This window comes from Massilia niastensis DSM 21313 (assembly GCF_000382345.1).
In the GTDB taxonomy this organism is placed as follows: domain Bacteria; phylum Pseudomonadota; class Gammaproteobacteria; order Burkholderiales; family Burkholderiaceae_D; genus Telluria; species Telluria niastensis.
The window spans coordinates 1-14,350 of record NZ_KB908168.1 but is presented as its reverse complement, the minus strand read 5'-3'; the positions used below and the strand labels follow the sequence as shown (position 1 = coordinate 14,350).

The 14,350-nt window shown below is 63.1% G+C and carries 18 protein-coding genes; 15 read left to right on the top strand and 3 right to left on the bottom strand.

The window, feature by feature from the left end:
• Positions 1-162: transposase domain-containing protein (locus H162_RS33670; protein ID WP_211223684.1), on the bottom strand; the 162-nt coding region annotated here is incomplete at its 3' end.
• Positions 163-603: 441 nt separating this feature from the next.
• Between H162_RS33670 and H162_RS0128380 the strand changes: the two genes are divergently transcribed.
• From H162_RS0128380 to H162_RS0128345, 8 genes are all read left to right on the top strand, one after another.
• Positions 604-822: a hypothetical protein gene (locus H162_RS0128380; protein ID WP_156885848.1), complete on the top strand. Its 219-nt coding sequence runs from the start codon at positions 604-606 to the stop codon at positions 820-822.
• A gap of 128 nt (positions 823-950) precedes the next feature.
• Entirely contained in the window at positions 951-1,823 is an 873-nt protein-coding gene (accD, locus tag H162_RS0128375) for an acetyl-CoA carboxylase, carboxyltransferase subunit beta (protein ID WP_026355217.1), read from the top strand.
• Between the two features lie 73 nt (positions 1,824-1,896).
• Positions 1,897-3,195, top strand: coding sequence for a bifunctional tetrahydrofolate synthase/dihydrofolate synthase (gene folC / locus H162_RS0128370; protein ID WP_026355216.1), 1,299 nt, complete (start codon positions 1,897-1,899; stop codon positions 3,193-3,195).
• A 12-nt stretch (positions 3,196-3,207) separates the two neighbouring features.
• A complete protein-coding gene (locus tag H162_RS0128365) occupies positions 3,208-4,200 on the top strand; it encodes an SPOR domain-containing protein (protein WP_020656861.1) in 993 nt (330 codons plus the stop codon).
• Between the two features lie 17 nt (positions 4,201-4,217).
• A complete protein-coding gene (locus tag H162_RS0128360) occupies positions 4,218-4,706 on the top strand; it encodes a CvpA family protein (RefSeq protein WP_020656860.1) in 489 nt (162 codons plus the stop codon).
• Between the two features lie 46 nt (positions 4,707-4,752).
• Positions 4,753-6,273 (top strand): amidophosphoribosyltransferase, encoded by a 1,521-nt coding sequence (gene purF / locus H162_RS0128355; RefSeq protein WP_020656859.1) that lies wholly within the window; start codon positions 4,753-4,755, stop codon positions 6,271-6,273.
• A 10-nt stretch (positions 6,274-6,283) separates the two neighbouring features.
• A complete protein-coding gene (locus H162_RS0128350) occupies positions 6,284-7,525 on the top strand; it encodes a cystathionine gamma-synthase family protein (protein WP_020656858.1) in 1,242 nt (413 codons plus the stop codon).
• Between the two features lie 99 nt (positions 7,526-7,624).
• Positions 7,625-8,365: a tetratricopeptide repeat protein gene (locus H162_RS0128345; RefSeq protein WP_020656857.1), complete on the top strand. Its 741-nt coding sequence runs from the start codon at positions 7,625-7,627 to the stop codon at positions 8,363-8,365.
• A gap of 45 nt (positions 8,366-8,410) precedes the next feature.
• Here the strand turns inward: H162_RS0128345 and lexA are convergent, their stop codons facing one another.
• On the bottom strand, positions 8,411-9,040 hold the full coding sequence (gene lexA / locus H162_RS0128340) for a transcriptional repressor LexA (protein WP_026355215.1): 630 nt from the start codon (positions 9,038-9,040) through the stop codon (positions 8,411-8,413).
• Between the two features lie 249 nt (positions 9,041-9,289).
• Here lexA and rpsF point away from each other — a divergent pair, with 249 nt between their 5' ends.
• From rpsF to H162_RS0128305, 7 genes are all read left to right on the top strand, one after another.
• On the top strand, positions 9,290-9,676 hold the full coding sequence (gene rpsF / locus H162_RS0128335) for a 30S ribosomal protein S6 (protein ID WP_020656856.1): 387 nt from the start codon (positions 9,290-9,292) through the stop codon (positions 9,674-9,676).
• Positions 9,677-9,706: 30 nt separating this feature from the next.
• A complete protein-coding gene (gene priB / locus H162_RS0128330; protein ID WP_020656855.1) occupies positions 9,707-9,997 on the top strand; it encodes a primosomal replication protein N in 291 nt (96 codons plus the stop codon).
• 33 nt (positions 9,998-10,030) lie between these two features.
• The gene (rpsR, locus tag H162_RS0128325) at positions 10,031-10,321 is read left to right on the top strand and encodes a 30S ribosomal protein S18 (RefSeq protein WP_020656854.1); all 291 of its coding nucleotides are present in this window, start codon (positions 10,031-10,033) and stop codon (positions 10,319-10,321) included.
• 38 nt (positions 10,322-10,359) lie between these two features.
• On the top strand, positions 10,360-10,812 hold the full coding sequence (gene rplI, locus H162_RS0128320; protein WP_026355214.1) for a 50S ribosomal protein L9: 453 nt from the start codon (positions 10,360-10,362) through the stop codon (positions 10,810-10,812).
• Positions 10,813-10,907: 95 nt separating this feature from the next.
• Positions 10,908-12,305: a replicative DNA helicase gene (locus H162_RS0128315; protein ID WP_020656852.1), complete on the top strand. Its 1,398-nt coding sequence runs from the start codon at positions 10,908-10,910 to the stop codon at positions 12,303-12,305.
• 77 nt (positions 12,306-12,382) lie between these two features.
• Entirely contained in the window at positions 12,383-13,009 is a 627-nt protein-coding gene (locus H162_RS0128310; protein ID WP_020656851.1) for a DUF47 domain-containing protein, read from the top strand.
• A gap of 23 nt (positions 13,010-13,032) precedes the next feature.
• A complete protein-coding gene (locus H162_RS0128305) occupies positions 13,033-14,043 on the top strand; it encodes an inorganic phosphate transporter (protein WP_026355212.1) in 1,011 nt (336 codons plus the stop codon).
• 67 nt (positions 14,044-14,110) lie between these two features.
• Here H162_RS0128305 and H162_RS32235 read toward each other — a convergent pair.
• Positions 14,111-14,350 (bottom strand): transposase (locus H162_RS32235; RefSeq protein WP_020656849.1); only part of this gene is annotated, 240 nt, incomplete at its 5' end.

Genomic DNA, 14,350 nt, shown 5'->3' with positions numbered 1-14,350 from the left:
CCACACTACCTGCTGTGCTGGCAAACGTCTTCGTCGAATGCTCGCCTTACCTGTATGGCTGAGCGCCTGCTCGATCCACTCAACTGGCAGATGCTCACCCAGCCGTTGCCAATCAGGAGCGGGAAGATCTGCGGTTACAAGTGGAAGGGTATCGGCTAGCATCGGAACCGCAGGTTAACAGAGCCGCTGCACGTTTACAACAGCCAAATGATCAAAGGCGGCTTAACTTAACCGCATTAGGGTCAGAGTCGAATTATCGGGAAATTTCCCGGACTTTTTGAACAATTCGACTCTGACCCTCATTACTCGGCAATGCGCGTAATATTGAATAATGAGGGTCAGAGTCGAATTATTAGGAAATTCCTAAAAGTTGTTAAACAATTCGACTCTGACCCTATTGTTTGGTGGGCGTACGCAGGGGCGGTTGTTTCAAGATGGTCGGAATGGCGTTGTGATGCAAGCTTGCTATAGACCAATTGTGGGGTTGTGGAAACAGGGCTCGAACTGGTGTTGGCCACAGTAAATTGGGACTCCGTTGGTTGAGGAGGAAACCCATGAAGAAGCACATCACCTGTGTCTCGATCATGCAAGCTGGTAAGGTCGTTGCCGCTGTACGCATTATTGTCGCTGCCGTTCGCATTCGTGTTCGCGATCCCGGGCCTGATCGGCATTCCGGGCATTTCCGCTGGCGTAGCGATCGTCATCCCGGTACTGTATGGTTTCGGCGGCTTTCTCATGGCTGTGTTCGGGGCCTGGGTGTATAACGTCGTGGCAACGCGCATCGGTGGACCGGAATTCGTGACCTCGGAAGTTGCACACTGACTTCTTACATTGCGCACGGTGGCGCTAGGGTTGTCGCGGTGTTAATTGTTGGCTTGCAAGGATTCGACAAGCGAGGGCCGAGCGGCTACACTACCGCCACCTGTAAGATTTGCCGCAAAGGAGAAAAGATGAGTTGGTTGGAAAAACTGCTGCCCCCCCGGATCCAGCGCTCCGATGCCGCTAACCGCAAGACGATGCCCGAAGGGCTGTGGGTCAAGTGCCCGTCGTGCGAATCGGTCCTCTACCGCGCGGACCTCGAGTCCAACCTGCACGTCTGCCCCAAGTGCGACCACCACATGCGCATCCGCGCACGCGAGCGCCTCGATGGCCTGCTCGACGAAGGCGGCCGCTATGACATCGGCCAGGAAGCCCTGCCGGTCGATACCCTGAAGTTCAAGGACAGCAAGAAGTACCCGGACCGCCTCAAGGCCGCCATGGACGCCACCGGCGAAACCGATGCGCTGGTCGTGCAGGGCGGCTCGATCATGAGCCTGCCGGTCGTCGTGGCCTGCTTCGAATTCGAATTCATGGGCGGTTCCATGGGCTCGGTCGTCGGCGAGCGCTTCGCGCGCGGCGCCCAGATCGCGCTGGAACAGAAGGTCCCGTTCATCTGCATCACCGCCACCGGCGGCGCCCGCATGCAGGAAGGCCTGCTGTCGCTGCTGCAGATGGCCAAGACCACCGCCATGCTGACCAAGCTGTCCGAGAAAAAGCTGCCGTTCATCAGCGTGCTGACCGACCCGACCATGGGCGGCGTGTCCGCCTCGTTCGCCTTCATGGGCGACGTCGTGATCGCCGAACCGAAGGCCCTGATCGGCTTCGCCGGCCCGCGCGTGATCGAGAACACCGTCCGCGAGAAGCTGCCGGAAGGCTTCCAGCGCGCCGAGTTCCTGGTCCAGAAAGGCGCCGTCGACATGATCGTCGACCGCCGCAAGATGCGCGAAGAAATCGCGCGCCTTCTGGCCCTCCTGCAGAACCAGCCAGCCGAAGTCATCGCCTGATTCCGATCCCGGTGCGCGGCGCCTTCGCGCTGCGCACCAGTGCCCAGCGCACGCCTCCACCGAAGTCCCGTCCATGTCCACACTCCCGACCACCTTGCCCGACTGGCTGGCCCTGCTCGAGTCACGCCACGCCGAAACCCATATCGACATGGGCCTCGACCGTGTCCGCACCGTCAAGGAGCGCATGCAACTGGCCTTCGACTGCCCCGTGATCATGGTCGCCGGCACCAACGGCAAGGGCTCGACCTGCGCCATGCTGGAAGCGATGCTGCTGCAGTGCGGCTACCGCGTCGGCCTGTACATCAAGCCGCACTTCCTCGACTTTAACGAGCGCGCCCGCATCAACGGCGAGATGGCCTCGAACGAAGCGCTGGTCGGGGCCTTCGACGCCGTCGAGGCGGTGCGCGGTGACGTGCCGCTGACCTACTTCGAGTTCACCACCCTGGCGATCATGCACCTGCTCTCGAAAGCGGGCATGGACGTCGTCATCCTCGAAGTCGGCCTGGGCGGACGCCTCGATGCGGTCAACGTGGTCGACGCCGACGTCGCCATCGTCACCAGCATCGACATCGACCATACCGCCTACCTGGGCGACACGCGCGAGGAAATCGGCTTCGAGAAGGCCGGCATTTTCCGCGCCGGAAAAGCCGCGATCTGCAGCGATCCCGTGCCGCCGCAATCGCTGATCAGGCATGCCGAGGAGATCGGCGCCGATCTCTGGCTGCTGGGCCGCGATTTCAACTACCAGGGCGACCAGCTGCAGTGGAGCTACGGCGGCCGCGGCCAGCGCCGCAATTCGCTGGCGTATCCGGCGCTGCGCGGCGCCAACCAGCTGCTCAACGCCTCGGCCGCGCTGGCCGCGCTCGAAGTGCTGCGCATGCAGTTGCCCTGCGGCGCCCAGGAAGTGCGCGCCGGCCTGGCGCTGGTCGAGCTGCCGGGCCGCTTCCAGGTGCTGCCGGGCCGCCCGACCCAGGTGCTCGACGTCGCCCACAATCCGCACGCCGCCGCCACGCTCGCCCAGAACCTCGGCAACATGGGCTTCCACCGCTACACCTTTGCGGTGTTCGGCATCATGGAAGACAAGGACATCGATGCCGTGATCGCGCCGATGCTGCCATCCATCGACCACTGGTGCGTCGCCGACCTCGATTCGCCGCGCTCGGCCAAGGCCAGTGCGCTGGCTGAAAAACTCGCGGCGCTCAAGCCCGCGGGCGCGAAAGACGCCGATTTTTCCGTCACCGCCTTCGCCAATCCGGCCGATGCCTATGCGAATGCCGTCAGCCGCGCAGGGGAGAATGATAGAATTGTGGTCTTTGGCTCGTTCTACACGGTCGCAGGTGTGATGGCGGCCCGCAAATCTTCTCTTCACTGATAACAGAAACGCATGGGCTTGTTCTCGTTCGGCAAAAAAAACAAGCAAGAAACTGTCCGGGACAGCGGTCACTTCGTCAAGGATGACGATGCCGCCTTCACCGAGCGCGCCCGCTCCAAACGCGCGTCCAGCGCAGGCGAGGGCGGCCGTCGCGGCAGCCGTGGCCCCGATCCGGTGCTGCCGGAAAAGAAGCGTGCACGGCGCCGCCTGGTCGGCGCCGTAGCGCTGGCGCTGGCGGCCGCCGTCGGCCTGCCGATGCTGCTCGATTCCGAGCCCAAGCCGCTGGCCGGCGACATCGCCATCAACATCCCGTCCAAGGAAAAGGCGGCGCCTCTGCCGGTGCCTGCCGAACCTGTGCCGGCCGCGGCGACCGTCGACAGCGGCGAGGAAATCATCGAGCCGCCGCCGGGGCCCGCGCCGAAGACGGTCGAGCCGCCGCCGCTCAAGATGGCCGATCAGCCGCCGCTCAAGACGCTCGAGCCGGCGTCGGTCAGGACGGTCGAGACCACCAGGCAGGAAGCCCCCAGGCCCGCGCCCGCCAAGCCCGAACCGAAGCCCGAACCCAAGCCCGCGCCGAAACACGAGCTCGCCAAGGCCGAGCCGCGCAAGGAGCCGGAAAAGCGCGAACCGGAAAAACGCGAGCCCGAGAAGAAGCCTGCCGTCAAGCTGGCCGAGGCCAAGCCCGTCGAGAAACCCGTCCACGCCGAGCCGAAGCCGGTCCGCGCCGACGACAGCGCGCGCGCCATGGCCATCCTCGAGGACAAGCCGTCCGCGCAGGCCCAGGGCCCGGCGCCGAAGTACGTGGTGCAGGTCGCCGCGCTGGCGAGCCAGGAGAAGGTATCTGAATTGCAAGGCCGCCTGCGCGCGGCCGGGGTGTCGTCGTTCACCCAGAAATCCGGCGAGCTGATCCGCGTGCGCGTGGGTCCGATGACCAAGGAAGAGGCGGAAAAGGTACGCGCCAAGCTGGGAGGCATCGGCCTGTCGGGCACGATGGTCCCACTCTGAAGCAGGGTTGAGCGGGCGTGACGATTTTCGATTATCTTGTCCTGTTCGTGCTGGTTTCGTCCGTCATCATCAGTACCCTGCGCGGACTGGTGAAGGAGATCCTGTCGCTGCTGGGCTGGGTGGTGGCCTTCGTGGTCGCCAACGCCTATGGGGCGCAACTCGCGCCCCTGCTGCCGGAAATGCTGCCCGGCGGGACCGTGCGCCTGATCGCCGCCTTCGTGATCCTGTTCCTGGGCGTGCGTATTTTGATGGGCCTGCTATCGCTGGCCATTGGAGCCCTGGTGGAAGCCACCGGGCTGAGTCTGGCCGATCGCGGCCTGGGAGGATTGTTCGGATTGGCGCGCGGCATTGTAATCGTGCTCGCCGCCGTCATATTGTGCGGGATGACTTCCATCCCGCAGCAGACTTTCTGGAAAGATGCGCTGCTGTCGCCGATGGCCGAAACCGGCGCGCGTACCGTCAGGCCCTTCCTGCCCGTTGCGCTGGCCCAGCACGTAAGGTTTTAAGATTCACTTTTTAGCAATCAAGCAGTCCAGTTTTTAGGAGCACACCATGTGTGGCATCGTCGGCGTCGTCTCGCACTCCCCCGTCAACCAGCTTCTGTATGACGCACTGCTGCTGTTGCAGCATCGCGGCCAGGATGCGGCAGGGATCGCGACCAATCACAGCAGCATGTTCTCGATGTTCAAGGCCAACGGCCTGGTACGCGACGTATTCCGTACCCGGAACATGCGTTCGCTCCAGGGCAATACCGGTATCGGCCACTGCCGCTATCCGACCGCCGGCTCGTCGAGCGAGGAAGAAGCGCAGCCGTTCTACGTGAATGCGCCGTTCGGCATCACCCTGGCGCACAACGGCAACCTGACCAACCAGGCCCAGTTGAGGGACGAGCTGTTCCGCATCGACCGCCGCCACATCAACACCGATTCCGATTCGGAAGTGCTGCTCAACGTGCTGGCCCACGAAATCCAGGAAGCGGCCGACGGCTTCACGCTCGGCGCCGACGCCGTGTTCAAGGCGGTGGCCGCGGTGCACCGCCGCGTGCGCGGCGCCTACGCCGTGGTGGCCCAGATCGCCGGCCATGGCATGCTGGCCTTCCGCGACCCGTTCGGCATCCGTCCGCTGTGCCTCGGCGTGAACGAGACCGAGCAGGGCACCGAATACCTGGTGGCCAGCGAATCGGTGGCGCTGGAAGGCCTGGGCTTCCGCTTCGTGCGCGACATCGCGCCGGGCGAAGCGGTCTTCATCGACAACGACGGCAAGCTGCACGAGCGCCAGTGCGCCGAGAACCCGTCGCTCAATCCCTGCGCCTTCGAATTCGTGTACCTGGCGCGTCCGGACTCCGTGATCGACGGCGCCTCGGTCTACGCGACCCGCCTGCGCATGGGCGAATACCTGGCCGACAAGGTCCGCAACGAGATCCCGGTCGAAGAGATCGACGTGGTCATGCCGATCCCCGATTCCTCGCGTCCGGCCGCGATCCAGCTGGCGCTGAAGCTGGGCGTCGAGTACCGCGAAGGCTTCATCAAGAACCGCTACATCGGCCGCACCTTCATCATGCCGGGCCAGGGCATGCGCAAGAAGTCGGTGCGCCAGAAGCTGAACGCGATCAGCTCCGAATTCAAGGACAAGAACGTGCTGCTGGTCGACGACTCGATCGTGCGCGGCACCACCAGCCGCGAGATCGTGCAGATGGCGCGCGAAGCCGGCGCCCGCAAGGTCTTCTTCGCCTCGGCCGCGCCGCCGGTGCTGTACCCGAACGTGTACGGCATCGACATGCCGACCCGCGACGAGCTGATCGCGCATGGCCGCACGGTCGAGGAAGTGTGCCGCGAGATCACCGCCGACCGCGTCGTGTACCAGGATGTCGACGCGCTCAAGCGCGCGATCTCGGACGTCAACCCGGAGCTGAAGAACTTCGAGGCCTCGTGCTTCGACGGCGTGTACGTGACCGGCGACGTGACCCCGGAATACCTGGACCGCCAGGAGTCGGCGCGCCACAACCCGTCGAACAAGGAAGAGGACGCGGTGCGCACCCAGCTCAACCTGAACCCGCCAGTCACCTCGGAGTAAGCGCGAACCCATGAGCGATACCCCCAACTACGGCTTCACCACCACGATCCTGCACAACGACCGCCGCAAGGCGATCGAGCAGGGCTCCCTGCACAAGCCGGTGCACACCTCGGTGGCCTTCGGCTATGGCGATGCGCGCCAGCTGGCGTCGGTCTTCCAGGGCAAGGAGCCGGGCTTCCGCTACGGCCGCCAGGGCAACCCGACCGTCGGCGCCCTCGAGGACAAGATCAGCAAGATGGAAGACGGCGTGGCCTCGCTGTGCTTCGCCACCGGCATGGGCGCGATCGGCGCGCTGTTCCAGGCGCTGCTCAAGGCGGGCGACCACATCGTCTCCTCGTCCTTCCTGTTCGGGAATACCAACAGCCTGTGGCAGACCGTGGCCGGGCAGGGCGTGGACGTGGCCTTCGCCGACGCGACCGATGTCGCCGGGGTCGAGGCGGCGCTGCAGCCGAACACCCGCATGGTGTTCGTCGAGACCATCGCCAACCCGCGCACCCAGGTCGCCGACCTGGCGCGCATCGGCCGGCTGTGCCGCGAGCGCGGCATCCTGTACGTGGTGGACAACACCATGACCACGCCCTACCTGTTCCGTCCGAAGGCGGTCGGCGCCGGCCTGGTGGTCAACTCGCTGACCAAGTCGATCGGCGGCCATGGCATCGCGCTGGGCGGCGCGCTGACCGACACCGGCCTGTTCGACTGGAGCGCCTACCCGAACATCGCGCAGAATTTCCGCAAGCAGGCGCCGCAGGCGCAGGGCATGGCCCAGCTGCGTGCGAAAGCCCTGCGCGACTTCGGCGCGGCGCTCGGACCGGAAGCCGCGCACCACATCGCGGTCGGCGCCGAAACGCTGGCGCTGCGCATGGAGCGTGCGTCGTCCAACGCGCTGGCGCTGGCCTCGATGCTGGAAGCGGACGAGCGGGTCGCGGCGGTCCACTATCCGGGCCTGGCCTCGCACCCGCAGAACGGCCTGGTCAAGGAATTGTTCCGTTCGGGCGGCTCGCTGCTGAGCTTCGAGCTGAAGGATGGCATCGACTGCTTCGATTACCTGAACCGCCTCAAGCTGGGCATCCCGGCGAGCAACCTGGGTGACACGCGCACGCTCGTGATCCCGGTGGCGCATACCATCTTCTTCGAGATGGGGGCGGAACGCCGCGCCAGCATGGGCATCGCCGAATCGCTGATCCGCGTGTCGGTCGGCATCGAGGATACCGACGACCTGCTGGCGGACTTCCGCCAGGCGCTCGAGGCGTAAGCACAGGCCGGCTTCGAAGCCGGCTTTTTTTTCGCCAGTTGAGCCAAGCCGCCGAATACCGCTATCATGGGCGGTCACTGTCCCTCATAAGCTTGCCCGATGAAACGCTCCCTGTCCTGCCTGACCCTGTCCCTCCTGCTGTGCGGTACCGCCTTCGCAGGCGAACTCGAGAACGCTCACGCCGCATTCGCCAAGAAGGATTTCGCGACCGCGATCAAGCTCTACACGAAGCTTGCCAATGCCGGCAATCCGGAAGCCCAGGCTCACCTCGCCCAGATGGTTTGGTATGGCGAAGCGGGCGTGCCGGACGAGACCAGGGCCAGGGAGTTGTTCACCAAGGCGGCCGCCAAGGGCAACAAGGTGGCGATCGCCTCGCTCGACGTCATGAAGCAGCGCACCGAGCGCCGCGCCGACATCGATTACTGGATCAAGGGCTACGATGGCGCCGACCTGAAGTCGGGCGAATTCCGCTGCCCGGCGCCACGCATTCCGTCGATGTCGAAGGTCAATGACGAGATCGACCGCGTCAGCGCGTCGGTGACGGCGTGGCAGAACTGCTACAACAAGTTCGTGACCAACCTGAACGCGGCTTCGCCGCTGTCCAAGCGCATTCCGGCGGACATCGCCAAGCTGATGAGCAAGGACGAGACCGAGGCGTCGCATGCCCACCTGGAGCGGGTGCGCGAGAACCTGGCGGAGGAGGCGAAGGTGAGCTCCAAGCTGATCCTGGCCGATTTCGCGGCATGGCGCAGCGCGACCGAGGCGTATGTGGCGGAGCACAATGCGATGGTCAAGGGGGCGGGGGCGTCCTCGGATTCGATCAGGACCAAGACCAGGTAAGCCTGCCTGCGAAAAAAAACGGCCGCGTCAGCGGCCGTCATTTACTCAGTTCCAGCTGCGCATCAAGCCCACCGCCAGCCCTTCGAGCGCGAACTCGTCCTCGGGCGTGACCTTGATGACCTTGAAGTCCGGGTTTTCCGGCAGCAGTTCCACCAGTTCCCCGGTCTTGCGGTAGCGCTTGACCGTGACTTCCTCGCCCAGGCGGGCGACGACGATCTGGCCGTTCTTGGCGCTGTCGATTTTCTTCACGGCCAGGAAGTCGCCATCCATGATGCCGGCGTCGCGCATCGACCAGCCGCGCACCTTCAGCAGGAAATCGGGCCGGGCCGCGAACATGGCGGTGTCGACGCTGTAGGTCGCTTCGACGTGTTCCTGCGCCAGGATCGGCGAGCCGGCGGCGACGCGGCCGACCAGCGGCAGCGACATCATCATGGGCGGCGGCATCATGACCGGCTCGGCGCTGGCGCCGACCAGGCGGATGCCGCGCGAGGTGCCCGGCGAAATCTCGATCGCACCCTTGCGCGCCAGCGCCTGCAGGTGCTCCTCGGCCGCGTTGGCCGACCGGAAGCCCAGTTCGGCCGCAATCTCGGCGCGGGTCGGAGGGAAACCGGTGTTCTCGATCGCATCCTTGATCAGGTTGAGGATCTGTTCTTGCCTTGCAGTGAGCTTGATCATGGATAAGGTTACAGCGAAGTTATAAGGTCAGACTGTATTTTTGTACAGTATTCTGGTATGCGCAAGGGGAAACACGATAAATGTGGTGAAAAAATGTGCGCCGCAGCGCCGGAGCGGCGGCGTGGGGCCGGCGGCAACATAGCATTTCCCAAAACCGCGGTTTTCGCGCTATAATCGAAGGCTTTCCCTTCCCACACTCGTCTTGACGCCGAGGTGGGCATTTGTTTAAACGTCCTCAAGGAGTGTTGCATGCGTCATTATGAAATCGTTTTTATCGTCCACCCGGACCAGAGCGAGCAAGTCCCGGCGATGATCGAGCGTTACAAGACCACGGTGACCAGCCGCGGCGGTAACATCCATCGCGTGGAAGACTGGGGCCGTCGCCAGATGGCTTACCAGATCCAGAAGCTGCCGAAGGCACACTACATCTGCATGAACATCGAGTGCGACAACGAGACCCTGGTCGAGCTGGAAACCGCATTCAAATTCAATGATGCCGTCCTGCGTCATCTGACCGTTAAGATGAAGAAGGCCGAAACCGCGCCGTCGCCGATGATGAAGTCGGTCCAGCGCGAAGACGCAGCCAAGAGCCACCGCGCAGAAGCAGCAGCCGCTGCCCCGGCCGCAGCTGCCTAAGTTTTTCCCAGGAATTCGTTTTAACCGGTAGTGAACCAGCTCCAGATCGTCGCGACCATCGCGGAGCGTGATGTCTTGCGCTACACCCCGGCCGGCGTACCGATCGTGTCCGCCATCCTGATGCACAGCTCGCACCAGGAAGAGGCCGGTGTAGACAGGCTCGTGGAGTTCGAAGTCCCCGCGTTCGCCGCGGGAGAGATTTCGGGCAGGTTCGGCAGCGCGGAACTCGGCGCGGCCTACCAGTTCACCGGATTCCTTGCACGGAAGAACCGCAACAGCAAAGCCCTGGTGTTTCACATCATTGATTTCAGTGCCGCTTAAACCGGCAATTTAGATAGATACAGGAGCCTCGAAATGGCATTCGGTAAAAAGTTCGACAAAAACAAAGCTAAGCTCAAAGAGAAGCGCAAACAGCAAAACCCGCTGTTCAAGCGCAAGAAGTTCTGCCGCTTCACCGCCGCTGGCGTTGAGCAAGTGGATTACAAGGACGTCGACACCCTGAAGGACTTCGTCCAGGAAAACGGCAAGATCATGCCGGCACGCCTGACCGGTACCAAGGCGCACTACCAGCGCCAGGTTGACACCGCCATCAAGCGCGCCCGTTACCTCGCGCTGCTGCCGTACACCGACCTGCACAACGCTTAATCGTCGGCTACGACAGTCAGAATCTCCTGGAGAAAAACATGCAAATCATTCTGTTGGAAAAAGTAGTGAACGTCGGCAACCTGGGCGACGTCGTCAAGGTCAAGGACGGTTACGCACGTAACTTCCTGATCCCGCAAAAGATGGCACGCCGCGCTACCCAGGCCGCCGTGGCCGAGTTCGAAGCCAAGCGCGCCGAGCTGGAAAAAGCTGCTGCTGAAAAGCTGGCCGCTTCGCAAGCCCAAGGCGAGAAGCTGAGCGGCATGACCGTCACCATCGGCCAGAAGGCCGGCGTGGATGGCCGTCTGTTCGGTTCGGTCACCAACTTCGACATCGCTGAAGCCCTGTCGAAGCAAGGCTTCCCGGTTGAAAAGGCGCAAGTGCGTCTGCCGACCGGCCCGCTGAAGACCACCGGCGAGTTCCCGGTTTCGGTCGCGCTGCACACCGACGTGATCGCCGAGATCACCGTCGCCGTCGTGGGCGAAGCTGCATAAGCTATTGTTGTATAAAGAAAAAAGCCGGGTTCTCCCGGCTTTTTTCTTTTGGAAACTCTCCAATTATTACAGCCGTATGACAGGAGCAAGGTATAATGCCGCCCATGAACTCCGCCCCAGCAGATCCGCAAATCGAATCCCTGCGCATCCCCCCGCACTCCATTGAAGCAGAGCAGTCCGTCATCGGTGGTTTGCTGCGCGATAACGCGGCCTGGGATCGCATTGCTGATTTCATGCACGCGGAGGATTTCTACCGCTACGACCACCGGATCATCTTCGAACAGATGGTTCGCCTGATTAACTCCGGCAAGCCGGCCGACGTGATCACCGTGTACGAGGCCTGCAACCAGCTCGGCAAGGCCGAGGAGGTCGGAGGACTGCAATACCTGAACGCGATGGCGCAAAATACGCCATCGGCGGCCAACATCCGCCGCTATGCCGAGATCGTCCGCGATCGCGGCGTGCTGCGCCAGCTGATCACGGTCGCCGACCAGATCTCCGGCGATGCGTTCAATCCACAAGGCAAGGAAGTCAAGCAGATGCTTGACGAGGCCGAATCGAAGATCTTCGCGATTGCCGAGCAGGGCGCCCGCGGCGCCCAGGGCTGGCTGCCGGTGCAGCCGCTGCTGACCCAGGTGGTCGAGCGCATCGACGAACTCTACAGCCGTGAAAACCAGGGTGAAATCACCGGCGTGCCGACCGGTTTCATCGACCTCGACCGCATGACCTCGGGCCTGCAGCCGGGCGACCTGGTCATTGTGGCCGGCCGTCCGTCGATGGGCAAGACCGCATTCTCGGTCAACATCGGCGAAAACGTCGCGATCGAGGCTGGCCTGCCCGTCGCCGTGTTCTCGATGGAGATGGGCGGCGCCCAGCTGGCGATGCGTATGCTCGGTTCGGTCGGCCAGCTCGACCAGCACCGCCTGCGTACCGGCCGCCTGAACGACGAGGACTGGCCGCGCCTGACGCATGCCATCCAGAAAATGAACGAAGCCCAGCTCTACATCGACGAGACGCCGGCGCTGAACCCGATCGAGATGCGCGCACGCGCGCGCCGCCTGGCTCGTCAGTGTGGCAAGCTGGGCCTGATCATCGTCGACTACCTGCAGCTGATGCAGGGCAGTAAGGCGGGCGACAACCGCGCCGCCGAGATCTCCGAGATCTCGCGTAGCCTGAAGGGCCTGGCCAAGGAATTGCACTGCCCGGTCATCGCGCTGTCGCAGCTGAACCGCTCGCTGGAACAACGCCCGAACAAGCGCCCCGTCATGTCCGACCTGCGCGAATCCGGCGCTATCGAGCAGGATGCGGACGTGATCATCTTCCTGTATCGCGACGAGGTCTACAATCCCGACTCGCCCGAGAAGGGAACCGCCGAGATCATCATCGGCAAGCAGCGTAACGGCCCGATCGGTGCGATTCGCCTTACCTGGATCGGCCAGTACACCAAGTTCGGTAACTATAGCGGCAGCCTCACCACCTACCAGGGCGATTAAGCTGCCTACTTGCAATTGCCGCTGCCTATCCGGCGCAGCGGTTGACGAAGTCCCAAGAGATCTACAACGGAGAACACATGTTTGGACGCCTGATGCCCACCGAGGGCAAATTTTTTGACCTGTTCAACCAGCACGCCGCCTTGTGCGTGAAGGGTGCGCAAGAGATGGTTGGCCTGATGACCAACTTCGACGACCTGGAAAACCGCACGCACGCCGTGGAGAGCCTCGAGAAACAGGCGGACAAGATCACCTACGCCACGGTCGACCTGCTGCACAAGACCTTCATCACGCCGCTCGACCGCGACGACATCCACAAGCTGATCACCCGCATGGACGACATCCTCGACATGATGGAAGATGCGGCCCAGACCATCTCGCTGTACGACCTGCACGCCGTGACGCCGGAAGCCAAGCGCCTGGCCGAGCTGTGCCTGTCGTGCTGCGAAAAGGTCCAGCAGGCCGTCGGACTGCTGCACAACATGGACAACGCGTCGAAGATCGTCGCCATCTGCGAAGAGATCGACCGCTTCGAGTCCGACGCCGACCATGTGATGCGCGCCGCCATGTCCAAGCTGTTCCGCGACGAACCGGACGTGCGTAACCTGATCAAGATGAAAGCCATCTACGAGATTCTCGAGACCGTGACCGACCGCTGCGAAGACGTGGCCAATATCATCGAAGGCATCATCGTCGAGAACGCGTAACACGCCCGGAAAACAAGAACAAAATGGAATCTCTACATATCAGCATTTACGTGCTGGGCATGCTGGTGCTGCTGGCACTGGTGTTCGACTTCATGAACGGCTTTCACGACTCGGCCAACGCGATCGCGACGGTCGTGTCGACCGGCGTGCTCAAGCCGCAGTCGGCGGTGGCGATGGCCGCCTTCTTCAACTTCATCGCGATCTTCGTGGTCAGCATGAAGGTGGCGCAGACGATCGGCAAGGGGACCATCGATCCGCATGTGGTCGACCACTACGTCATCTTCGGGGCCCTAGTCGGGGCCATCGTCTGGAACGTCATCACCTGGTACTACGGCATCCCGTCGTCCTCGTCGCACGCGCTGATCGGCGGCCTGGTGGGCGCCGCGGTGGCCAAGTCGGGCACCGGCGCGCTGATCGCCGGCGGCCTGATCAAGACCGTGGTGTTCATCGTGGTGGCCCCGCTGCTGGGTTTCATCCTGGGCTCGACCATCATGCTGCTGGTCTCGTGGATCTTCGTGAAGTCCACGCCGCGCAAGGTCGACGTCTGGTTCCGCCGCCTGCAGCTGGCGTCGGCGGCCGGCTATTCGCTGGGCCACGGCGGCAATGACGCGCAGAAGACCATGGGCATCATCTGGATGCTCCTGATCGCCGCCGGCTACACCGCTCCGACCGATCCGCTGCCGCCTACCTGGGTCATCATCTCCTGCTACGCGGCGATCAGCTTCGGTACGCTGTTCGGCGGCTGGCGCATCGTCAAGACCATGGGCCAGAAGATCACCAAGCTCAAGCCGGTCGGCGGTTTCTGCGCCGAGACCGGCGGCGCCTTCACCCTGCTGATGGCGAGCTTCTGGGGCATCCCGGTGTCGACCACCCACACCATCACCGGCGCGATCGTCGGCGTGGGCGCGTCGCAGAAGGCATCGGCAGTGCGCTGGGGCGTGGCGGGCAACATCGTCTGGGCCTGGGTCTTCACCATTCCGGCATCGGCCTTCATGGCTGCGGTCGCGTGGTGGATCGGCACCAAGATCATGTAACCGGCGCCACCTGGCGTGGCGCGAAAAAAAAAGGCGGAGCGTGTGCTCCGCCTTTTTTTCGGGTTCATCACGGATTTCCGGGAAACGCGGCTTTGATCTTGAGGAAAAAGAAGTCGCTATCCCGGTAGCCATAGGCCATCCGCTTCATCACCTTGATACGGTTGTTGATGCCCTCGAGCTGGCCGGTATGCATCGGCCAGCGCAGCCGCGCTGCGATGCCTCGCCAGTAGGGTTTTAACTTGGTGGCGAATTTCCTTAGCGGCTCGATCCCGCTGTCGTTTGCCATCTTCAGCCAGCTTCGCCAGGC